Origin of the sequence: Pseudomonas sp. LH1G9, from assembly GCF_002949975.1 — a bacterium.
In the GTDB taxonomy this organism is placed as follows: domain Bacteria; phylum Pseudomonadota; class Gammaproteobacteria; order Pseudomonadales; family Pseudomonadaceae; genus Aquipseudomonas; species Aquipseudomonas veronii.
This window is the reverse complement of record NZ_CP026880.1, coordinates 935042-956401: the sequence shown is the minus strand read 5'-3', so window position 1 is coordinate 956401 and position 21360 is coordinate 935042. Positions and strand designations below refer to the sequence as shown.

Sequence of the window (21360 nt, the reverse complement as noted above, 5' to 3'; positions counted from 1 at the left end):
CAATGTAGCGTTGCGCCTTGATGGGGTACTCCATCACAAGCGCCCTCTCTAAGCTCACGACATGGAAAATCGCCGCCCATCGCACGCGGCGGATTGAAAAATCTGGCGTTAATTCAGCTCGAGAGGTAAGGCGATGAAGCGCAAGACGATCATCGGTGCCGTTCTGGCAATCGGCGTCGCGGGGTTAGGCTTTGCGTTCTGGATGATGTGGAGGCCGGAAATTGCCACTGTCAGCCAACCCCTGAATGCTGATCGCGAGACGCTGGACAGAGGCCGCCGCGTGGTCGAAGCGGGCGACTGTGCGGTCTGTCACACACGGCCAGGGGGCGCCTACATGGCCGGTGGGTTGCCGCTGGTAACGCCCTTCGGAACCCTCTTCACCACCAACGTCACCCCGGACCCGCAGTCCGGTATCGGTCAGTGGTCGCTGGACGCCTTTGAACGGGCCATGCGTGAAGGCATCGCGCGTGACGGCCACTTTCTCTATCCGGCCTTCCCCTACGTGCATTACCGGAAGCTGAGCGATGCCGATATTGCCGACGCCTATGCCTTCCTGATGAGCGTGGACCCGATCAAATACACCGCACCGGAAAATCATATGGTCTTCCCCATGAACTTCCGTCCGCTGGTGTCTTTCTGGAACTTACTGTTCCTGCATGGGGATCCGCTGGAACCACTTCCCAACCGATCAGCACAATGGAACCGCGGACGTTATCTGGTCGAGGGCGCGGGGCACTGTTCGTCGTGCCATTCGCCCCTGAATCTGATTGGTGGGGAGAAAGGCAGCGAACTGTTCAACGGTGGCGTCGTCGACGGCTGGACAGCTCCTGCCCTGCGCGGAATGACCGAGGCACAACACCCCTGGAATGAAGCCCAGTTGGTCGCCTATCTGACGGGCGAGGTCGCCGAAGGACATGGCGCAGCGGCGGGCCCGATGTTGCCGGTCAGCCTGAGCATCGCGCAATTGCCGGCGGAAGACGCGCATGCCATCGCGCAGTACATTCTTGACCTCAAGAAAACTTCATCGGATGCCCCATCGCCGCCCTGCACCTCTGGGGTCAAGCCCAGCGCCACGGCGCTGCGGGGCGCCGCGTTGTTCGAGGGGGCCTGCGCGAGTTGCCATGGCCGCGCGGCGCCGATGCGCGTCATTGAATCGCGGCCGGCACTGGCGAACACCTCGGCGGTGAGGGCGGACTCGCCACGCAATTTGATCCAGACCATCCTGCAGGGCATCCCGATGTCCAGCGCCGCTTCCAGCCACTACATGCCTGCCTTCGCCCACAACCTGGACGACACCCATGTGGCCGCACTTGCCGAGTACTTGCGCAATGAAAGCTGTGCAAACCGACCCTGGACGGATCTCGACAAGACAATCAAAAGTATTCGGGCTCAGGAGCAGCAACCGTGATCACACTTGACATCAACGGCAAGACTCACGAACTGGACATCGCGGACGACATGCCCCTGCTATATGCCTTGCGCAACCAGGTGGGGCTCAATGGCGCCAAATACGGCTGCGGCCTGGGTCAGTGCGGCGCGTGCACCGTGTTAGTGAACGACAAGCCGGTGTTTTCCTGCCTGACGCCCTGCGGCGCGCTGGCGGGCAAATCGGTACGCACCGTCGAGAGCCTGGGCAGCGTCGACCAACCGGGGCCGTTGCAGAAAGCCTTTATCGATGAACAGGCCGCCCAGTGTGGTTATTGCATCGCGGGAATGATCGTGAGGGCGCAGGCGCTGCTGGAGGCCAACCCTCATCCGGACGATGAAACGATCCGCCGCCACATGGCACCCAACTTGTGCCGCTGCGGCACCCATGTGCGGATCTTCGCCGCGATCAAGTCGGTTGTCGCGCAGGGAGGCAAGGTATGAAAACCCCCACGCAAAACGTCAATCTGAGCCGCCGCGCCTTCGTGATAAACGGGGCTTTGGTGATGGGGTTCGCGATGCTTCCAGGTATTCCCCGTGCCTTCGCTGACACCGAGGTGGACACCTTGGGTACGACAATCCTGGCGCCTGATCTGCCCGGCAGCCTGCGGGCCACGCCCTATCTGGACGCCTGGATCCGCATCGATGCGAAAGATGGCATCACCGTCTACACCGGCAAAGTGGAACTGGGCACGGGGGTTAAAACTGCGCTCCTGCAGATCGCCGCCGAACGCCTTGAAGTGTCACCTGGGCTCATCCGTTTTCTCACTGCCGACACTGCACTGACACCCAATGAAGGTTACACCGCCGGCAGCCATACGATCGTCGACAGCGGCACTGCACTGTTCAACGCCGCGGCCCAGGTGCGGCAGTTGTTACTCGAGTCCGCAGCACGGCAATGGCAGCGCAGCATCGACAGCCTGACCACGCGGGATGCGGTGATCTACGATACACAAGGCCGCAGCATGACCTACGCACAGGCAGTGGTGGGGGTTCAACTGCATCGCTTTGCGTCGGCCAACTCGCCCTTCAAGCCCGCTGGCACTTTCACCCTGATCGGCAAATCGTTGCCTCGGCTGGACATCCCGGCCAAAGTCAGCGGCGGTGCGGCCTATGTGCAGGACATGCGGCTGCCCGACATGTTGCACGCCCGGGTGATCCGCCCGCCCCGGCGCGGCAGTCAGCTTCTGGAGATCGACGAGGCCGCCCTCAGGCAACTTCCCGGCGAGGTGAAACTGGTCCGCAATGGCAGCTACCTCGCCGTGGTCGCCACCGATGAATGGCTGGCGGTCAAAGCGATGCGCGAAGGCTACGCCAAGGCCCGCTGGACAGAAGGTAACCCGCTGCCTGACTCGACACACATCCATCAACTCCTCACCGAATTACCGGCGCGGCGCTATCCGGTGAGCGCCAAGGGTGACCTCCCGCAACCAGTGCCGCGTGCTTACAAGGCCCGGGTGACCAAGCAATACCTGATGCACGGCTCTATCGGGCCCTCCTGCGCAGTGGCCTGGTTCAAGCATGGAACATTGACCGTCTGGACCCATACCCAAGGTGTCTACCCTCTGCGCGCGGGTATCGCCGAGATGGTCGGCCTGCCAGTGGCTCAGGTGCGTTGCATCCACGCTGAAGGTTCCGGTTGCTATGGCCACAATGGCGCCGATGACGCCGCCGCCGATGCCGCGCTGATTGCCATGGCCATTCCCGGCAAGCCGATTCGGGTGCAATGGATGCGCGAACAGGAAAACCTCTGGGAGCCCTACAGCTCGGCCATGCTTGCCGAGGTGGAAGCGGGACTGGACGACAGTGGGCGTCTTCGTGACTGGAAATACGAACTCTGGAGCACCCCGCACAACGAACGTATCGTCAATGCCGGGCGCCTGTTGCCGGCGTGGCTGTTGGCCAATCCCTTCACCCCGGCACCTTCGGTGCCGATCGCTCAGCCCGAAGGTGACGGCGACCGTAATGCCGTTCCGTTGTATGAGATACCCAACCTGAAGGTCGACATGAACTTTGTGCTGACCATGCCATTCAGGACCTCGGCCATGCGTTCGCTCGGTGCCCATATCAACGTGTTCGCCATCGAGAGCACCGTCGATGAACTGGCGGCTAGGGCCACCATCGACCCGGTGCAATTTCGCCTGAATCACTTGAGCGATCCGCGAGCACGGGCGGTGGTGGAGCGCGTGGCCGCTGAGTTCCGCTGGCCGCACAAAGCAACGGGACCCGGCAGCGGAATCGGCTTCGCCTTTGCCCGCTACAAAAACATCATGGGTTACTGCGCGATCGCCGTGCAGTTGCATGTGCAGCGCCAGACCGGGCAAGTGATGATCGATCGCGTAGTCGCCGCCGTCGACGTGGGGCAAATTGTCAGCCCCGACGGGCTGCTCAATCAGATCCAGGGCGGCATCGTGCAGTCCGCGAGTTGGACGCTCTATGAACGAATCCTCTATGACGCCAGAGGCATGCACAGCTTCGACTGGAGCGGCTATCCGATCATGCGTTTTCCGGATTTACCGCAACAGGTCGAGGTCCACATGATTGATCAGCCGGATCAGCCATTTCTGGGTGCCGCAGAAATCGTCCAGGGCCCCATGGCCGCAGCACTGGGCAATGCCATCAACGATGCCACCGGCAAGCGTTTGCTCGATCTGCCCCTGGCACGACGTGGCTGGCAGGATGCCCTGGGGTCATGACCGATCCGGGCGGTGTCGACGTTATGCCCTTCAGCCAAAAGTAAGCCACCCGATTCCGGCGAAACGTCTGAATCGGTAGCCAGGCGCACGCTCGTGAGCGCCTGGAGCTCATGCAGCAACTAGTTAACGATCAATTCAAGCGAGGCTTCTTACCCAAATCGTTATCGACTTGCTGCAGTACGTGGGGACTGCCGTTAAGGAACGCATCGACCATTTGCTCGATCAGCGCATCTATGTCTTCAGTCACTGGAAGATCGTAAATCCATTTGCGAACACCGATATAGAAAATACTGGCATGCAGACTCCAGATCAGCTCGAGCTCTTTTTCATTGATCGTGTCACCTGAGGATGGCGCCAATCCATGAGTCTGGCGGATTTCTGCAATGACAGGGATGAAGACCCGCTCACGCAATTTAGCCAGATACCGATCATTGATACCTTCACGTGTCAGCCCGGCGAATACGAAGATACGAATCCACTCTCGCCGCAGAATCACACGAGCGTATGAGGTGTAGAAATGAACCAGGCGAGACTGAAGGGGTTCGGAGCGATCCTTGATCATCGCCTCCCACGAGGAATCCCACTGATATACCTCGTCGTACACGCGGTCTATCAGTGCCTCTTTGCAGGGGAAATATCGATAGAGTAAAGGTTGGGTAATATCCAGTTGTCGCGCCAGCTCACGGGTACTGCCCGAGAATCCGCACGTCGCAAAATGCTCGATAGCTTTCTGCACGATTTGCTTTTCCCTGACCTCAGGCGAAAGGCGTCGAGTCGTCGATTTGACGGGGTCTGTTGATTTCGCTGATTTTCCCGACTCGTTCTCGTCTCTATCTTTTGAGTCTTGCATAACGCCTCGCTGGAGCTTCATTAAGGCATCATACAAAACAAAAGAATGCACTGGCTATGAACCACACCTATTTGGCCAGACGACTTTCAATATCCTTCTTGAACAACGCAGGTCGGCTTAAATAATGCCCCATGGCCAACACTTCCATTTGGCCGTCGATCTCCAGCGCAAATGCCGGAAAGCCGCGCGCATTCAGAGCTTCAAGCATCTCGTTGCTGTGCTCGATGTGGTCTTGCAATGAGTCTGCAGTGATCAAATCAAAAGTTGCCATAAACGATTCGGGTTCAAACCCAAGCTCATTGGCAATGCCGGCGATTACCCCTCGGTCAGCAATGGCCTGACCTTCTTGGTAGTAGGCAATTTGCAGGCGTTTGAGCATTTCGATGCCACGTCCGGACAGCTGTTGAGCGGTCAACATCGCTGCAATCGGTGGTGAAGAGTCCAACTGGACATTTTCATGTTCCAGTACGCCTTGAACATAGGCGTCCGCGAAGGTTTGTTTGCTGAATGCCGTAATCCGGGCTTCGTGAGGACGAACAAAATCGCGCCACTCACCCGACATCAACTTGCTTTTGTCCCCCGAGAGCATGCCCACGCCATGGGCCTGAATTTCCAGGCCAGGAATAGCGGTGGCCGCCGTGATCATCGGCGCCGCCCCATAGCACCAGCCACAGAACGGGTCGTAGACGTAATGCAATGTCGCAGTGCTCATTCAAATCTCCGGGATCTGCCGTGCCACACGGCGAAAGGGGTTCGTTACGTCGTGGATCAAACATGCGAAAACAGCAATGAGGCGATCAGCGCTCGGCCAAGCCTTCAGGCCCGAGCAATTCGCTGATGAAATCGATAAACGCATTGACGCGTTTGGAGCCACGATGATTGGGAAGATACAACGCAGAAATGGCCGAACTGGCATCGTTCGGATTGATAACAAAGGACTCGAACAATGACGTCAAATCACCGCTGCCAATATCGTCGTTGACGAGCCAGTCAGGTAACAGAGCCACCCCGCCACCCGCCAGCGCAACCTCACGTAAAACTTCCGCATTGTTGCTTTTGAAGCGCCCCTCAATCGGTACCCGAGTCTCCTCACCTTCCTTTAAGAAAGTCCACACCTGTTGCTTTGGGCCGTAACTAAAACGCAGACACTCGTGCTGCATGAGGTCCATGGGATGTTCAGGAAAACCATGTGCATTCAGGTACTCGGCACTGGCCACAACCCGGCGTCTGAAATGACCGACGGGACGACTGACGACACCATCCATGGCTGCTGCCGATCCCAATCGGATCGCCAGATCGACGCGTTCCCCCAGTAGTTCGACGATGTCATCGGAGAGCGTCATGTCCAACACAAGTTGAGGGTATCGCTTCAACAGCGAGGCAATATGCGGCGCAATCAGACGGCGCCCCAGCGCTACAGGCACGGAAATACGAAGATGACCCGCAGGGAGTTCCCCGCGGTCAGTGACCGAGGCATCCGCCTCGGCGACAGCATTCAGCACCTCCCGCGCTTTCAAGTAGTAGGCGGCCCCGGCATCTGATAATGAGATTTGACGCGTGGATCGATTAAGCAAGACAGCGCCTAGTTCCGCCTCAAGCCCATCGATCATCCGAGTCACAGAAGACGTCGCCAGGCCTAACTGTCGAGCGGCAGAAGAAAAGCCCTTCGAATCCACAGCCTGGACGAACATCTTCAATGCGAGCAGCTTGTCCATGACACTCCTTGACTCACCCGTTGTTCATCTTGAGCATTGCGCCAGTTCGGGTCCGACGAGAAACCACCGAGAAGACGACCAAAGCGACCAGTGACAATCCGCTTCCCACCGCAGCAATCGCCAACCAGCCGGCATGTTCATAAAGCGAACTGGCCACCGAAGAACCGATTGCACCACCGATAAAGATACTGATCATGTACAACGCATTCAGACGGCCTCTGTTAGCAATGCCCAAGGCGTAGACGGCTCGCTGACCCAACACCATGTTCATTTGCACTGCAAAATCCAGCGCTACACCGGTGACCGCTAACCCAATCACACCGTAGAAGGGATTGATGAAGGCCGGTAGGAAACTCAATACCCCCAGCACCATGGCCAACTGCGACGCTCGTCGAGTATGTCCTGCATCAGCGAGTCGACCACTGATAGGTGCGGCAATTGCACCGATGGCGCCGACCAGAGAGAAAATCGCAATCTGACTTTGCGTGAGGCCGAACTCACGACTCAATATCAACGGCACAGCGGTCCAGAACAAACTGAACGCCGCAAACATCAGCCCTTGATAAAGCGCGCGCTGACGCAGCACGGGCTCGCGACAGAACAGTTGTCCCAGGGACATCAGCAATTGACCATACGACGCGCGATGGGTCGGTTGCCATTTAGGCATGGTCATGCCAATCACGATGGAGATAACGAGCATCAAGGCGGCGGCCCCGATAAACACCGCCCGCCAGCCCAAATGATCGGCAACCAGACTCGACAGCGGCCGCGCAAGCAGAATCCCTAGCAGCAAGCCACCCATAATCCCGCCAACTACCCGACCGCGAGATTCTTCCGGTGTCAGATGTGCCGCCAACGGGATAAGCATCTGCACGGAGACTGAGCTGAAACCGATGAGTGCCGACACCACTAGAAATACACTCGGCTGCTTGGACAAACCGGCGGCTACCAGGCTGAAGATCGTAATCACAATTGTCGCGATCATCAGCCGACGGTTTTCTACCAGATCCGCCAAGGGCACCAGGAAAAACAATCCGAGCGCATAACCAATCTGAGTCAGCGAAACGATGAAACTCGCGCTTCCACTCGACATGCCGATATCCGGGGCGATCAAGCTGATAATCGGTTGAGCGTAATAGATGTTGGCCACGATGGCACCGCAACAAAAAGCAAACAGAAGCACGAGCCCCTTTGTCATCGACGCTTTTTGTATCGTCGCTGCTGTATCTCTTGTAGAAACGCCCATGCCATAGACTCCTGAGGTTCGACAGCGGTGACTCTTCAGAAAAAGTCACGCGCATTGATGTTTTCCAGGTCAACAACATAGGCGGCACTGCATCTTGAGAGAATATGGTCAGGACGCAACGTCGCGTTGCGTCTTGCGCAAGAGATACCCGGGCTCAGTGAGCGCCCCCGCTTGATTCGAGGACGAGGAATTGATCGAGACGCCTCATTGTCGGCCCCTCCGCCTCATAACTTTTGACTTGCCTGGCCTCGCTCATCTGATGACCACAACTCACCTATCAGCCGACTGGTGAACGACGGGCGAGGAATCGCCACGCGCCCAGTAAACTGAATCGCCGATGATCCAAAGGCCAAATACGACTTCCGATGGGATCTGGCTGCTTACACGGTGGCCGAGCTGTTGCATGGCGAAGAAAATGCGGTGTACGCGGACGCTGGATACACCGGTATCGAGAAGCGTGAAGAACATGAAAGTCGTGAGGTGATCTGGCAAATCGCGGCGCGCCGCAGCACCTATTCCAAGTTGAATAAACGCGGTGTGCGTTACAAAGCCAAGCGCAAGATTGAGTACTGCAAAGCACAAACACGAGCCAAGCTTGAGCATCCATTTCGGGTGATAAAGCGGCAATTTGGTGACGTGAAAGTGCGCTTTCGCGGTCTGGTGAGAAACACAGCTCAGTTGACTACGCTGTTCGCTCTGTCAAACCGGTGGATGGCTCGAAAAAGGCTGATGGGTATGGGCGAAAGCCCCCGCAAAACACGATATATATCGGGCCGTTTCGGCTGATAGCGATGAGTGTCGGGAAAGTTTCGACTTGCCGCCGCAACGCGGCAAGTTGATCGGAGCATCCCTAGCTTTTGAGATGAAATTCGCTGTCCAGACGAATACCCTGTAAGAAAACTTCGTCGTGGGACACCACGATCAATGCCCCTTGGTAATGAATCAGCATCTGCTCCAGCGCGATTCTGCTGGGCAGATCCAGATGGTTATCCGGCTCGTCCAGCAACAGCAATTGCGGAGGGCGTTGTGCATACAGCTGCGTAGCCAAGGCTATTTTCAGCCGTTCGCCACCGCTTAGCTGGCAGGTCTTGAGCATCGCACGATTCGCATCAATTCCCATTTGAGCCAGGCGGGTCCGCGCCTCGGCCTCGGGCAACTCCGGATTACTCCCGTAGAGCCATTGCACTGCCGTGCGTTCGGGGTACTGCAATCCGGCGTGTTGATCCAGCCAGCCAACATGGCAACTGCGGATGACTTCGCCTTCGTGTACCGGCAGTTGGCCGGCGATCACTCGCAACAAGGTCGATTTGCCGCTGCCGTTGGCGCCCAAGATCGCCATGCGCATAGGCCCGGTCAGCGTCAGATTGATCGGTGCCGCGTAACCGAACGGGAGAATCACGTCGTTGAGTTGCACAATCAACTTGCCATTGGGCACTACGCTTTCCGGGGACAACATCATTCGTTGAACGTCCGGCGCACACCGCGCACGGGCCTCAGCAATCCGTTGTTGCTGCTGTTCCCGGGCTACCAGTTGATTGAGGCGCAATTTTCCCTGACTGTTTTCACTTCGCTCTTTCTGGGCGTTGGTGATCAGCTTGGTCTGATTGCCGTCACGGGCCTGGCGGTCGCCGCGGGCATTGCGCCGTTGCTGACGCTCCATCTGCACAACCATCTCACGTTGCTCACGCTTGGCCTGCGCCCGCTCCCCCTGCAATGCCGACTGGAACGACTGCTGCTCCTGCTCGCGTGCCGCAGCATACTGACTGTAGTTACCGCCATAAACCGACAGCCCCATGGGCGAAAGCTCGACAATTTCGTTCACGTGCTCCAGAAGTCCGCGGTCGTGGCTGATCAACACCAGGCCGTTGGGCCAGCGATCAATCTGCTGCGCAAGCTTGTGTTGCTGATCGATATCTAGGTGGTTGCTGGGTTCATCCAGAATGAGCCAGTCGGCCCGAGACAACCACGCCCCAAGCAGAGCCACACGCTGCCGCTCGCCTCCACTGAGGGCGTCGGTACGGGAGTCTGCATTCAAACGGCCCAGACCGATCTTCTCCAGCTCCGCCTGAAGGCGTGTGGCGCAATCCCATTGGTCAACCGCTAGCGAATGGTCGTCATCGTCAACGCTGCCCAAGGCAATGCGATCCAGCGTTGCCAGAATATGGTCAACACCGGCCAGTGCAGCAACGCTAGGATAACGCTCGGGCTCCAGTAACTGCGCCACGGCGTAAACCTGCCCTTCGCGACGAACGATGCCGCTGGTGGGCAGTTGCTCCCCCGTCAGGAGTCGGCCAAGCAACGACTTGCCACAGCCATTGGCGCCCACGATGCCCGTGGCCCTGGTACTGAAGGTGTGGGTCAATTGATCGAACAGAACGCGCCCGTCGGGCAGGTTGTACGACACTTGATCAAGTTGAAGTAACCGTTGAGTCATGACGCGTCCTTAAACAAGCGGCCCGATAGGCACTGAATCACTCCCTGATGGTGCGCAACAGCACCCGGCGGATGGGCCATGACCGTGAACACCTCCACCGGCCCCAGCAAAGCCGCGAGACGCAGGTTGATTTCGTCAAACTCGATCCGATGACCATTGAGTGTGAGCTGACTGTCGGCCCGCCCCAGATACGACAACTGGACTGAATCGCCTCGGACTCTCTAGACACCTTGCGAGCTCAATGGACTGCCCCCAGCATCGTAGACATCTCCAGCCTATGCCCCGATACGGGTATTCGCTGGTAAATTAGCCCAACGTCAAAAACTCTTAACCTTTTCATGTGAGCTCTTAAGCTCAAGTAGGTATGTGTCGCATGAAGATATGCAATTGGGCGTTTCTCGTCAAAGGGCCACGCTCCTCCTTAGAGTGCCTGCCTCAGATCACGCCTTGGTGGTCATTGAGCCTGTCGACTGAGCACCTCGAGTGGGAGGTATTCTTACCCGACGAACAACACGAAGAGGATTTCGAAAAGCAACTCGATATGGCCATTCAGGCAATTGTCAGAATGAACGGTATTGCTGTCAGCGCCGGACATCCCGGCCTGATCGAAATGACCCACCTTGCTGGATTACTGGGGACAACCAAATGCAGAGTCCTACGAAGGGTTGTATAAAATTTACGAACTCATTCAGTCAGTCGCCCCAGAGTTGCCCCGGGCCATATCCAACAACAAACTTTCTCGTCTAAAACAAACCTGCAACAACATTTCCTCAGGCCCTACAGCCAGACATGCAGACCTCAATGCGGATCCGGTGAGCAAACCTCTACCGCTTTCAGAAATAAGACAGACCATCGGCTATCTTTCCGAACTCTTCATTCAGTCCATCACGCTGCCTCCCCAGCAGGCTGACGACCCCACCTATGACCAAACCGCCGAAATCGCGCACCGCCCCGATGGGAGGGCATAGGGCATAATTGGTGCTTTCATCATCAGGAACTTCATAGCCCCCATCAACACGCACCTCTCCCGATGACACCATGTATATCCGACGACTGTACCGGAGCCTGAGCGATTCCCGGACCATTTCACTAGCAACAGTGAGCTCCGCACTGCCTATAGCCATCGCTAGTAGCTCGCTTCACTTTAACAAGCGACTTCGCACCTTCAAACTCTTGCACTAATACCACTGCCCAAGGGCACGAGAGTCGAACGCCGCTCAAGCGGCATATTTACCGAGACCCAAACAATCCGCGGGAGTAAATGTGGGAGTATTTTTGAGACATGAAAAAGCCCAATCTTTTCAGATTGGGCTAAGTCATTGAAAAATATGGTCGGGACGGAGTGATTCGAACACTCTACCCCTAGCACCCCATAAAGGTGATTATCTATCCAAAGCAATCCTGACAAATCTAGAGAAAACCTCAGCCCCCTATATTTTACTGAGCTTTAGCTATTTGACAGTCCAAGCGCATCCGATAATATTCCTTAGAAGCCAATCTCAATTGGCAACGAATTGGCAACTGGAGCAACGGATAGACAATGGCAAAGATCACCGACCGACAGATGACAGCAAAGCCGGGCAGCAATGACAAATGGCTGAGCGAAGTTGCCATCTGGGGGCATGGTAGTTTGGTAGCACGCATCACGCCCAGCGGTGAGCGCCTTTTCTACTTTCGCTACTCAAACAGCAGCGGTGACCGCGTCACCTACCCAATTGGTACCTACAGCCGCGATGGGCTGGAAGGCACCATGACGCTCGCCGAAGCAGGCCAGCGAGCCAAAGAGCTTGCTGGTCTGCATAAAGCTGGAACTCGTAATATCAGGGAGCATTTGGCTGCCGAGGGTGCCTCCCGCATTGCCGCCCGCGATGCGGAACTTGACCGCCTAGCCTCAGAAAAGGCTGATAAAGACGCAGAACAAGCTCGGCAGGCTGCGAGGAAAAGCGTCACCGAGCTATTCGAGCATTGGGCCAAGGTTGATCTGATCAACCGTAAGGATAAAGGCGCAGAGGTACGTCGTATGTTTGAAAAAGACGTACTGCCGCTCTTAGGAAGCTTCGCTGTAGCAGACATAAAAAAAAGCCACATCACAGCAGTAACCGACACCATGCTGGCTCGCGGAGTCAATCGCGCGGCAAAAATTGCCTTTTCCTTGATGCGCCAAATGTTCCGTTTTGCAGTAGATCGCGATTTAATTGAATACGATCCTACCGCCAGCATCCGTAAGGCCAAGATTGGCGGCAAGGATGTCGAACGCGACCGAGTTCTAAGTGATGAAGAAATTCGCACCTTAGCCAAGGTTGCCCCTGAAGCCGGTTTGCTGCGCTCTACCGAGGCGGCGATTTGGATTGCGCTTTCCACCTGCTGCCGTATTGGGGAGCTTCTTGCCGCGCGCTGGATACATTTAGACCTTATCAAAGGCACTTGGCTAATTCCTGCTGAGAATAGCAAGAATGGCAAACCCCACAGCATTACTCTGTCGTCGTTCGCCATCAAGCAGTTCGAGCTTGTTCGAGCAATTAACGCTAACTCCACCTGGTGTTATCCCAACACCGATGACAGCGGGCCAGTTTGCTCTAAAACAGTAACCAAGCAACTTGGTGACAGACAGCGCCAGCCAGAACAGGGCACAATGAGTCGACGAAGCTCTAAAGCCCAGGCACTGCTGTTACCAGGCGGAAAATGGACGCCTCACGATCTACGACGCACAGGTGCCACGGTTATGACCGCGCAGGGAGTCCTACCTGAGGTAGCAGAACGCTGCCTGAACCACACGGAAGAAAACAAAGTGAAACGCACCTACCAACGTCATAGCTATACAACAGAGATGGCAGAAGCTTGGTATAAGCTAGGCAACCATCTGGAGCAGTTGATACTGCTCTGACTTTCGCTCTGACAGCTGCGGCGTTTGGGTAGAACTAGCAAAAACCTCTCAAGAGATAAGGAAAGAATATGGCAGGCTGCGATTCAAAAATTGAAGCCTTTAACTTAAACACCACAATCGAGAAAACACTCAGCATATTGAGTTTATTACTCTACCGACTGGAGTTAAAGTTTGACCTATCAGCACATATGGCAGGCATCCACCAGGCCATCATGGACGGCACCATCAATGCTGAAACCATTGAACAAGAAGAAGATAACCGGAACCTTCAAAGCAAAATCAAAGCTCCTTACAAAAGTCATTTTCATCATGCTTGCATATACACAGAGCTCGCAAAAATTAAACAAGGGGAACGAGATGAAAACACTGCATGGTCATTTATTGTCCAGGCAAACTACCAAGCCGGATTGACCTTCGGAATTCTGAGTACGTATCCCGGAGTAGATGAGGAAGACGTATTGAGCAAACTTGGCAGGAAAGCGACCCAAGCAAGACATTCGGAGTATGACCCTGAGCGGCGCGAGGTCATCAAACTGCTCTCATCCCCGCCTTCGGGAGGATGGAAAAGTGAGAAAGAGGCCTTTGAATCCATCATCGAACCGCTTAAGAGCATCATCAACGAAAGCCTGAAGACGTTAGGTGGCAAACGCTTCGCCCTTACAAATATTAAAAAACTTGAACCAGCGGTCAAGCGCTGGCTGAGCTACGACAAGAAAAAAAGAGAAAAAGGCGAACCTCAAATCATGGTGCGCCAAACGTATGAAAAATACTCACACGAGACACTGTCAAATCCAAATAATCATTGATCAAATAGCCACTGATCAGGTCACTATTCGTGGCCTTCCACGACGGACTTGCGGTGTTTTAGGACGGACGCCCTTTCCAAAACATCTGACGCCAGGCACTGACAACTTGAAGTATTCATCTAATTTAGTCATATATAAAACAATACGCCTTATCCCTTCTTGCGCTAGCGGATCGGCGTGATGGATCATGCCAATTCCACAGTACTCGTAACGTTCCTTGAAGGCATTACAGTTATGGTAGCTCCCGCGCCCTTCGGCAATCACAGTATTCCAGTACTCACCGATCATCCGAGCAAGGGTGACATCCTGTCGAACCTGAGCCCCGTCAAAAAATAAGAGCAAATGGTAATGCAAGCCTTTACGCTGCCCTTTCTCAAGTTTCCATGCATAGCCCAACAGACGTCCAAAGCGCCCCTTATTTAGCTCCTTCAGCAGTTTACTGCGGTGTTGCCAAGCATCCTCAAAGGAAATACCAGCTTCTCCACGAAACACCTTCAAGTAGCTTAGATCAACTCTCAGCACTAGCATGCGCGCATGGAAACCGAATAGATCGTTCACATATGAATTTAACTCCCTGTAGTTTTCTGTGACGGACCGCCGGTAATTCTTAAGTTGCTTCTTGAACGCAACACTTTTAACTTCGCACCTTATATCCTCCACACAAGAATTGAGGATACTTACAACCTCCTTGACGCGCTCTCCCCACACACTTTCTATAAGCCCAATATTATCAAGCAAATCGTACCGACCAATACACCCACTGAAAACCTCAAAATAAGGATTCAAACGAAACTCAGTACCATCATAGCTTTTTAAATACTTACTGCGAACACACCGAAGTAGGCGTCGACCTAGCGACGTCGACTTAAGTTGATGCCAGCGGGAATCATCCGAATCAATCGAAAATAATTTCTCATCAGAGGAAATTATTTCGTGAATCAATGGACCTATTTTAAGAGCCAGACCAATCCTTCTATCATACTCAACTCCTGGCACCAACTGTCCACTTTCGGTTCGCCCAAACCCCTTTAGTAAAAAATAACTTTCTACAATCTTCCTATCTTCCTCTACAAAAATCACTGAACCTCCTTCAACCCCCTACCAACTGAGCGAGTGGCACCACAATGCTTCCCACCCATGCCCCATACAAGAATTAGATACTTACTATATCTAATTGACCCTTAGCTAACATTCATATCAGTATATTAAAAACTCCATAAATTTATTGAGCAACAAGAAGCTATCACCCACATCCAGACAAGCGCACACGGTATAAAACGCATTGGGAGTTGTGAAAAAGTTAACGCACTTCAACTGTGGCAATATTCAATCCATGACACCGACAACATCCCGGTAGTTGTCGCCCCCCCCTACGCGGCGAAACACCTTTCAATCCATTCATTGATGCTGGTCTCAAGCCAACCCACGGCCGACAAACCAATTTTCATAGGCTTGGGAAAGGTACAGTCATAGCGTGGCGAACGCGGATTCAATCGGTCATAGATAGTCGACCGACTCAGCCCTGTCCGGTCTTGTACCTGCCTGATGCGCAAAACTTTCAGCGCACGGTTTCTCTCTGCCATTTCGCATCTCCAAGCATGTCTGATCACCGGACTAGTTTGGCAAATATGGGTAGACAATGCTTTTGCACTTACATGCAGAAAGATGTCACTTGCGCGCATTTTCTCCTTGACAGATCACACTGCTTTTTCCATGACGGTCCATTCTTGTCAACACCGGTTGAAAACTGACCCACTCTACCGAAGTAAAACTGACCCACCCCGGCGGTGTTTGAGGTCTGCTTATTTCTGTGGCGAGGCCGTTTCTCTCGGCACCATCTGACCTGATTTCAGCTTGTCCCTCAGTCGATAGCTCTGTCCGCTGACCTGGACGATATGCTGACACACTCGCCTCAACCGAGCGCAGAAGGACGCGGGGAACTAATTTCCTATTGGTGGGAACCAACTTTTTGCCCTTGTCCTTTCCCCTTGTTCAATCCATTCCACTTTCTTTCACATCTATATCACTGCACTGAATCCACATGGAACCCGCCCACTGCGTCGGCGAACCATGTGTTGACAGATAACCCCAGGCTGAGTGACGGCTATCAACTCAGCCAGCGATCTCACTCAATTTGTATGAACCTCCCCATAAAAACTGCTGCGCTGCGATGCCAGCTTGCCCCCCTAGGAATCTGAACCATGGCCCATCTCATCGAAACAATGGCCTACGCCGGAACCACGCCCTGGCACGGCTTGGGCAACCAGCTTACCCAGCAACAACCCATCGAGGTTTGGCAACGTGAAGCCGGCATGGACTGGCAGATCCAGGAAAGCCCGGTGCACTTCAAGGCCGACGCCGTCGGCCACCTGGGTACCATCCACTCCTACCCGGAACAGAAGGTGCTCTACCGTTCCGACACTAAGACGCCGCTATCGGTGGTTTCCCAGCGTTACCACACCGTGCAGCCGCGTGAGGTGCTGGAGTTCTACCGGGATCTGACCGAGGTCACCGGCTATGAGCTGGAAACGGCCGGAGTGCTCAAGGGTGGGCGCAAGTTCTGGGCGCTTGCGCGGACCGGGCAAGCCGCGTCCCTGAAAGGCGACGACCCGGTCAACGGCTACCTGCTGCTGGCCACCTCCTGCGACGGCACCCTGGCCACCACCGCCACGCCAACCACCGTCCGCGTAGTCTGCAACAACACCCTGACCATCGCACTGGACGGCAGCAGTCGGGCGATCAAGGTGCCTCACAACACCCGCTTCGATCCCCAGGTCGTGAAGAAGCAATTGGGTATCGCCGTCTCGCATTGGGATGACTTTATGTACCGCATGCGCATACTGGCCGAGCGCAAGGTCCACTGGCGTGAAGCGCTGGGTTTTTTCATGAACGTGCTGTGCAAGACCAGCCCCAACGTACAGATGCCCGACGTGCTGCCCAACGAGCGTGCGCTGCGCAAAGTCCAAGAACTGTACGAAGGCCGGGGCCGGGGCAGCCAGCTGGACTCGGCACGCGGTACCGCCTGGGGCTTGCTCAACGCCGTGACCGAGTACGTCGATCACGAGCGCCGCGCGCGCAGCAACGAATACCGCATGGACTCAGCCTGGTTCGGTCAGGGAGCGCAGATCAAACAACGCGCCCTGGACACTGCTCTGCAACTGGTTGCCTGAGCCTTATCTTCCTCCCCCCTATAACGCCCGCTTAGCCTCGTCGCTAATCGGGCGTTTTTTATGCCCGCAAGGTGAGCACGATGAAAACAACGTCATGGAGTAGCCCCACCAAAAGGCGCATCCGACCAAGTGGTGGGCGACTCAGTAGGCGCTCACTGTTATTCCACCAATACGGAGAAAAAAATCACATGCCTACCCTACGGCTTCTGACATCGATATTCGCCTTCTCGGGGGTGCTGGCAGGCTGCTTCGCCGTCGTCTTATTGCTGGCGTTGATGTGGCGCTTCCCCCCGCTAATGCTGGCACTCCTCGCCGCCTGCTGGCTCTTCAGCCTTTTACCCGAATACCGCGAGTCCTGAGTGGGCTGCTCCAGCGGCCTTGAGCCTCTACCCAATCAAAACGCCGCTCGCGCACTGCCGCGCTCAACGCCTTGTGCACGCCCACACACCCCGCTATCTCAATTCGACCTGGAGTAATAAAAAAATGATGATACGTTGTTTGATCTGTGAATCGCGCGCCATCCTGACCCAGGAGGCCGCCATCGGTATCGTCCTGCTGATGGGTCTGGCCGAAGGATGGCTACGAGCTTCCCACCCAACCCGAAAGCCTACCCCGAGCCAGAGCATATCGCTGTTCGCCCCCTGGTACAGCCTGATCCTGAGCAGACTAGCCTCGGTGGCCCCAAGCTATCGATCCGCTTTGCAAGTCGCGGCGGATATCACCCGCTACCAGTTCGGTGGTTTCAACTGCCAGTGCTTGCGTTGCGGCGCCACTTCGAAGCAGCACAGGAACAGGCTTGAAACGCCTCACTGACGACTGAGACGTCCCACCAGGCGTTCAACCACGCCCATCACCAGTTGACGATCCGAGGTGTCCAGCAGCGATAGGAGCTCATGAAGCCGGCGCGCTTGGTCATCCGGGCGCGGACTGACTTCCGTCAACAATTCTGCCGCCCCACATTCAAAGATCGCCGCAAACTCAAGCAGTCGCGCGATATTAGGGATCACGACGCCCCGCTCAATGCGTGACACCGCCTCATTGCCTATTCCCAATCGTTCGGCCACTTGCTCCTGCGTCAGGCCTGTGCGCATTCGCTGTTTGGCAATGGCCTGCCCTACCACACCCGCCAGGTAATTCTGATCTATCTCGGTCACGACATCCTCCCATCTCAACCCAGATGGTTGGGCATCAACCCATTGACATGAAGTGCTTAAAAGGTTGAAATTCAACTAAATAAGTTGAAAAGCACTCTCTCGATACCTTCCCATTTCCAGGGAAATCGATAAGGAAATCACCGCCAGGCCGCAGGTGCCGATCTCGTGATCGCTCTACACATATTTACCGTAGTCGCTTAATTCATCCCCCCACACCAGCCTCCCCATGGAACTGGCTCAGTTAACCAATCCCTCGCCCACAAGGATTGCCACATGAAAAGCATCGTGATTGCTGCAACGCTCCTGCTGACCACTGCAGTACAAGCCGAAGAGAGGATTTTTTTCGAACGCCCTATCTTCATGACTGACAAAGTTCCAAAAAGCATCCCCTGTGAACGTCGCACCGGCCTGATCTCTGAATGCGCGGTAGTCATCCCCGCGAAATTTCCAGCCAAAGTGGTGAACGCTGATGGTTCGGGCCTGAAGATTGTGCAAGTCGATACCTTCGCCCAAATCCTCTGTACTTTCGGCACCTGCTTCGATGAAAAGACCCAAGCTCCAGCGGGAGATGTTTCGCGGCCGTACGGGGCTGTAGAAAATATGGCCAGCCGGTGGTATGTGAACGAAGGTATGTACCTGAACCAAGATGATTCTGGAAAAGTCACTGCCTGGAAACGTGGTTTTGGCCCCAAGGGTGATAAATACCCGCCCTATGCGATTTACACAGAAGCCAACGCGACGAACATCACCGCCAGGGCCAGTGCATCGAATGAAGTCGTAAAGCTCAACCATCCGGAAAATCAGACGTACAGCAATGCAGAAGTTTGGTCCGTATGGTGTGAAGCTGGAAAAGCTAGCTGTGATGTCGCTGGGAAGGCAAAGGACAAAGCAAAACTATTCAAGGAAATGCCGATCGCCTCTTGGGGCTATTGCCAAGGGGATTTTTGCTACGGCGATGAATCACTCACCGAGGTCATCGGATTAAATCCAGCACAACACAACTAAGGTCTCGACAGCCGGATATGCTTAGCTAACCGGAGTTTACTAGGCAGAGAAAGGTGAAGCCGAATTGATCAGTAGCGCACAACTTAATGAGTGGAGCGGTGGGTGTGATGAAGCCCCCCCTTGAGCAAAACCCCATCAATGGTTCCCCTCCCCATACAACATAAACTCCATACACACCTCCGACCCTGACACATCGACAACCGTGAACTGCCACAACCGAGCGCCTACAAATGGGCGCTCGGTTGTGTCGGTTTGGGCATTTATTTTTTGCTCTGACGTTATCATCCGGGCGCCCTCCTGATGCCATTGCTGAATGGCGATGATCCACGAAAAACTTAAATCGCACCCCATGTCTTGGTTCGCGGCGGACAGAATTTGAACGGGTGCGATTATGACCTCGTTTGTCGGTAGGGCCTGAATAGGAGATAATCTAGCAAGGTCCAATCAGCTGAGGAGAGATGTATGGAGATCGATAATAATCACGATGAGCCCCAGCAGCAGGATTGCCACGAATGTGGTGGATCAGGTTCTGTTGAATGTGACGGTGATCACGATTGTGTAGCCGACTGCGACAGAGGAAGCATATTCGACTCCGAGGAAGATAAGTGGCGTGAATGCGGCCAGTGTGATGGGCCCGGATCTCTTCCGTGCAGTAATGACGGGTGCGAAGGAGCGCCAGGCTCTGATACCTACCACAAAGACTGCCCTGATTGCGATGGAACAGGACTAGTTGCAGCGTAGCGGCTGAAAAACCATTGACGTATCGAAGCCCGCCTCGGCGGGCTTTTTGCTGTTTTTTTGAAGAGATGTGGGGCAATGTCTATCATCTTGAAGGACTCAGACAGCAAGGAGTCACTCATTACCTCGCCAGTTACTGGTGCTGTCGCCGACTGAGCGAGACTACCTATATTTTTACTTCAATCGGCAATCCGTATGCAAATGCAAATGCAAATGCAAAAATACCGATCATTTCGAATTCAAGCAGGCCAATGCAGTCGCTTCAGTGGGACGATGCGTTTAGTCTCCGCGTCAGTGGCGTCGTAGTGCTCAATCAAAGCCCGCACTACGTGATCCAACGTCCACATCGCTAATGGGATGGATGCACGGTCAGCCTCATACTGGGCGTCTTTGCTGAAGCCTCCCGTGCTAACGTAAAGACCCCGATCATCCTTGTGCCGTCCACCAAGAAAGCTGCGGATGTCCTGACTACCCATCTGCCCCTTACGATGCTTGACCTCCACTACAATGCGCGGGTGCTCAAAGCCGAAGCCATCGGGTGAGGCGACGATGTCTTTGCCACGGTCGGAACCTGGTGGCGAAACCTGGGTCTTGTAGCCCATCGCACGAAGGATACCTGCAACCAGCTGCTGCATCTCATCCCAGTCGAGTTCATTTACTCGATCCTTGATTCGCTCCAACGCCTGAGACTCAATGTCGGCCAAAGGATCAGCAATACTTTCTTCAGCCTCATCCACCACTTGCGGCACTGGCTTACCCTTCAACGCAGCGATCACTTCAGCTGCGGCACTGGAAGGCACCTCGAACAAGGTTAAAGTCGAGCCCAGGCTGTTCTTGGTGCTGGTACCCAAATTGTCACGCGGTACCTCTGGCTGCTGCCACTGCACCTTGCGCACTAGCGACATGCCCTGCTCAGCCCACTCAGAGCGGTGCTCGGCCGGCCCCTTGACCTTGCCGATCTGATAGAGACGATTGGCAGGTGAATAAGTAATAACCCAATCACCATCCTGAATCTCATTAACAAAGCGCCACACTTGCGAGGCACCCGAAATCACCGTGCCCTGTTTCATCAGAGGCTCAGCCGATTGGTATAGAGCAACTAATTGTTTGCGCCCAATGCCGGGCTTCGCATGAGCGGCCAGTTGACTCCACCCGATTGCGGCCACTTCGCGCTCCCGAAAGGAGTCGTAAAGGCTTCCTGCTTCGCCGCGCACCATCCACATCCGAGCCATCTTTC

At 55.0% G+C, this 21360-nt stretch carries 17 protein-coding genes and 1 pseudogene; 9 read left to right on the top strand and 9 right to left on the bottom strand.

The window, feature by feature from the left end:
* The first annotated feature begins 133 nt into the window (after window positions 1–133).
* The 3 genes from C5F70_RS04545 to C5F70_RS04535 are packed head-to-tail and all read left to right on the top strand — an operon-like array spanning window position 134 to window position 4121.
* On the top strand, window positions 134–1408 hold the full coding sequence (locus C5F70_RS04545; RefSeq protein WP_104902784.1) for a c-type cytochrome: 1275 nt from the start codon (window positions 134–136) through the stop codon (window positions 1406–1408).
* Window positions 1405–1869: a (2Fe-2S)-binding protein gene (locus C5F70_RS04540; RefSeq protein WP_017847599.1), complete on the top strand. Its 465-nt coding sequence runs from the start codon at window positions 1405–1407 to the stop codon at window positions 1867–1869. Before C5F70_RS04545 ends, C5F70_RS04540 begins: the two co-directional genes overlap by 4 nt.
* The gene (locus C5F70_RS04535) at window positions 1866–4121 is read left to right on the top strand and encodes a molybdopterin cofactor-binding domain-containing protein (protein ID WP_104902783.1); all 2256 of its coding nucleotides are present in this window, start codon (window positions 1866–1868) and stop codon (window positions 4119–4121) included. The genes C5F70_RS04540 and C5F70_RS04535 overlap by 4 nt, the downstream gene beginning before the upstream one ends.
* 130 nt (window positions 4122–4251) lie before the next feature.
* Here C5F70_RS04535 and C5F70_RS04530 read toward each other — a convergent pair whose 3' ends face one another.
* From C5F70_RS04530 to C5F70_RS04515, 4 genes are all read right to left on the bottom strand, one after another.
* Window positions 4252–4971 carry a TetR/AcrR family transcriptional regulator gene (locus tag C5F70_RS04530; protein WP_104904525.1) on the bottom strand — a complete coding sequence of 240 codons (720 nt, stop codon included), beginning with the start codon at window positions 4969–4971 and terminating at the stop codon, window positions 4252–4254.
* 67 nt (window positions 4972–5038) lie between these two features.
* Window positions 5039–5683: a DsbA family protein gene (locus tag C5F70_RS04525; protein ID WP_104902782.1), complete on the bottom strand. Its 645-nt coding sequence runs from the start codon at window positions 5681–5683 to the stop codon at window positions 5039–5041.
* A gap of 85 nt (window positions 5684–5768) precedes the next feature.
* Window positions 5769–6686, bottom strand: coding sequence for a LysR family transcriptional regulator (locus tag C5F70_RS04520; RefSeq protein ID WP_017847603.1), 918 nt, complete (start codon window positions 6684–6686; stop codon window positions 5769–5771).
* Between the two features lie 13 nt (window positions 6687–6699).
* Window positions 6700–7932 (bottom strand): MFS transporter, encoded by a 1233-nt coding sequence (locus tag C5F70_RS04515; protein WP_104902781.1) that lies wholly within the window; start codon window positions 7930–7932, stop codon window positions 6700–6702.
* Window positions 7933–8319: 387 nt separating this feature from the next.
* Here C5F70_RS04515 and C5F70_RS04510 point away from each other — a divergent pair.
* A pseudogene (locus tag C5F70_RS04510) lies at window positions 8320–8718 on the top strand (transposase); the annotation flags it as partial.
* Between the two features lie 64 nt (window positions 8719–8782).
* Here C5F70_RS04510 and C5F70_RS04505 read toward each other — a convergent pair.
* Window positions 8783–10366 (bottom strand): ABC-F family ATP-binding cassette domain-containing protein, encoded by a 1584-nt coding sequence (locus C5F70_RS04505; protein WP_104902780.1) that lies wholly within the window; start codon window positions 10364–10366, stop codon window positions 8783–8785.
* 620 nt (window positions 10367–10986) lie between these two features.
* Here C5F70_RS04505 and C5F70_RS30485 point away from each other — a divergent pair.
* From C5F70_RS30485 to C5F70_RS04480, 3 genes are all read left to right on the top strand, one after another.
* Window positions 10987–11334 (top strand): hypothetical protein, encoded by a 348-nt coding sequence (locus tag C5F70_RS30485; protein WP_141123336.1) that lies wholly within the window; start codon window positions 10987–10989, stop codon window positions 11332–11334.
* Between the two features lie 572 nt (window positions 11335–11906).
* Entirely contained in the window at window positions 11907–13250 is a 1344-nt protein-coding gene (locus C5F70_RS04485; protein WP_104902777.1) for a site-specific integrase, read from the top strand.
* 68 nt (window positions 13251–13318) lie between these two features.
* On the top strand, window positions 13319–14056 hold the full coding sequence (locus C5F70_RS04480) for a hypothetical protein (RefSeq protein ID WP_104902776.1): 738 nt from the start codon (window positions 13319–13321) through the stop codon (window positions 14054–14056).
* 15 nt (window positions 14057–14071) lie between these two features.
* Here the strand turns inward: C5F70_RS04480 and C5F70_RS04475 are convergent, their stop codons facing one another.
* Together C5F70_RS04475 and C5F70_RS04470 are read right to left on the bottom strand one after the other, a co-directional pair.
* Window positions 14072–15136 carry an inovirus-type Gp2 protein gene (locus tag C5F70_RS04475; RefSeq protein ID WP_158683836.1) on the bottom strand — a complete coding sequence of 355 codons (1065 nt, stop codon included), beginning with the start codon at window positions 15134–15136 and terminating at the stop codon, window positions 14072–14074.
* Between the two features lie 290 nt (window positions 15137–15426).
* Window positions 15427–15639, bottom strand: a complete 213-nt coding sequence (locus C5F70_RS04470; protein ID WP_104902774.1) for an AlpA family transcriptional regulator — start codon at window positions 15637–15639, stop codon at window positions 15427–15429.
* A 618-nt stretch (window positions 15640–16257) separates the two neighbouring features.
* Here C5F70_RS04470 and C5F70_RS04465 point away from each other — a divergent pair.
* Complete coding sequence (locus C5F70_RS04465) at window positions 16258–17226, top strand: DUF932 domain-containing protein (RefSeq protein WP_104902773.1); 969 nt, start codon at window positions 16258–16260, stop codon at window positions 17224–17226.
* An 806-nt stretch (window positions 17227–18032) separates the two neighbouring features.
* Here C5F70_RS04465 and C5F70_RS04455 read toward each other — a convergent pair.
* Window positions 18033–18380, bottom strand: coding sequence for a helix-turn-helix domain-containing protein (locus C5F70_RS04455; RefSeq protein WP_104902771.1), 348 nt, complete (start codon window positions 18378–18380; stop codon window positions 18033–18035).
* A 273-nt stretch (window positions 18381–18653) separates the two neighbouring features.
* Here C5F70_RS04455 and C5F70_RS04450 point away from each other — a divergent pair, with 273 nt between their 5' ends.
* Window positions 18654–19385: a hypothetical protein gene (locus C5F70_RS04450; protein WP_104902770.1), complete on the top strand. Its 732-nt coding sequence runs from the start codon at window positions 18654–18656 to the stop codon at window positions 19383–19385.
* Window positions 19386–20362: 977 nt separating this feature from the next.
* On the opposite strand, the gene C5F70_RS04445 is transcribed toward C5F70_RS04450, so the two are convergent.
* Window positions 20363–21355, bottom strand: coding sequence for a restriction endonuclease (locus C5F70_RS04445; RefSeq protein ID WP_104902769.1), 993 nt, complete (start codon window positions 21353–21355; stop codon window positions 20363–20365).
* Window positions 21356–21360: the final 5 nt, after the last annotated feature.

What these genes read in the sequence shown, in the direction of transcription:
- C5F70_RS04480 (WP_104902776.1), top strand. Translation starts at nt 13,319, where the DNA reads ATGGCAGGCTGCGATTCAAAAATTGAAGCCTTTAACTTAAACACCACA.
- C5F70_RS04485 (WP_104902777.1), top strand. Translation starts at nt 11,907, where the DNA reads ATGGCAAAGATCACCGACCGACAGATGACAGCAAAGCCGGGCAGCAAT.
- C5F70_RS04520 (WP_017847603.1), bottom strand. Translation starts at nt 6,686, where the DNA reads ATGGACAAGCTGCTCGCATTGAAGATGTTCGTCCAGGCTGTGGATTCG.
- C5F70_RS04450 (WP_104902770.1), top strand. Translation starts at nt 18,654, where the DNA reads ATGAAAAGCATCGTGATTGCTGCAACGCTCCTGCTGACCACTGCAGTA.
- C5F70_RS04530 (WP_104904525.1), bottom strand. Translation starts at nt 4,971, where the DNA reads ATGCAAGACTCAAAAGATAGAGACGAGAACGAGTCGGGAAAATCAGCG.
- C5F70_RS04515 (WP_104902781.1), bottom strand. Translation starts at nt 7,932, where the DNA reads ATGGGCGTTTCTACAAGAGATACAGCAGCGACGATACAAAAAGCGTCG.
- C5F70_RS04535 (WP_104902783.1), top strand. Translation starts at nt 1,866, where the DNA reads ATGAAAACCCCCACGCAAAACGTCAATCTGAGCCGCCGCGCCTTCGTG.
- C5F70_RS04465 (WP_104902773.1), top strand. Translation starts at nt 16,258, where the DNA reads ATGGCCCATCTCATCGAAACAATGGCCTACGCCGGAACCACGCCCTGG.
- C5F70_RS04505 (WP_104902780.1), bottom strand. Translation starts at nt 10,366, where the DNA reads ATGACTCAACGGTTACTTCAACTTGATCAAGTGTCGTACAACCTGCCC.
- C5F70_RS04545 (WP_104902784.1), top strand. Translation starts at nt 134, where the DNA reads ATGAAGCGCAAGACGATCATCGGTGCCGTTCTGGCAATCGGCGTCGCG.
- C5F70_RS04525 (WP_104902782.1), bottom strand. Translation starts at nt 5,683, where the DNA reads ATGAGCACTGCGACATTGCATTACGTCTACGACCCGTTCTGTGGCTGG.
- C5F70_RS04470 (WP_104902774.1), bottom strand. Translation starts at nt 15,639, where the DNA reads ATGGCAGAGAGAAACCGTGCGCTGAAAGTTTTGCGCATCAGGCAGGTA.
- C5F70_RS04445 (WP_104902769.1), bottom strand. Translation starts at nt 21,355, where the DNA reads ATGGCTCGGATGTGGATGGTGCGCGGCGAAGCAGGAAGCCTTTACGAC.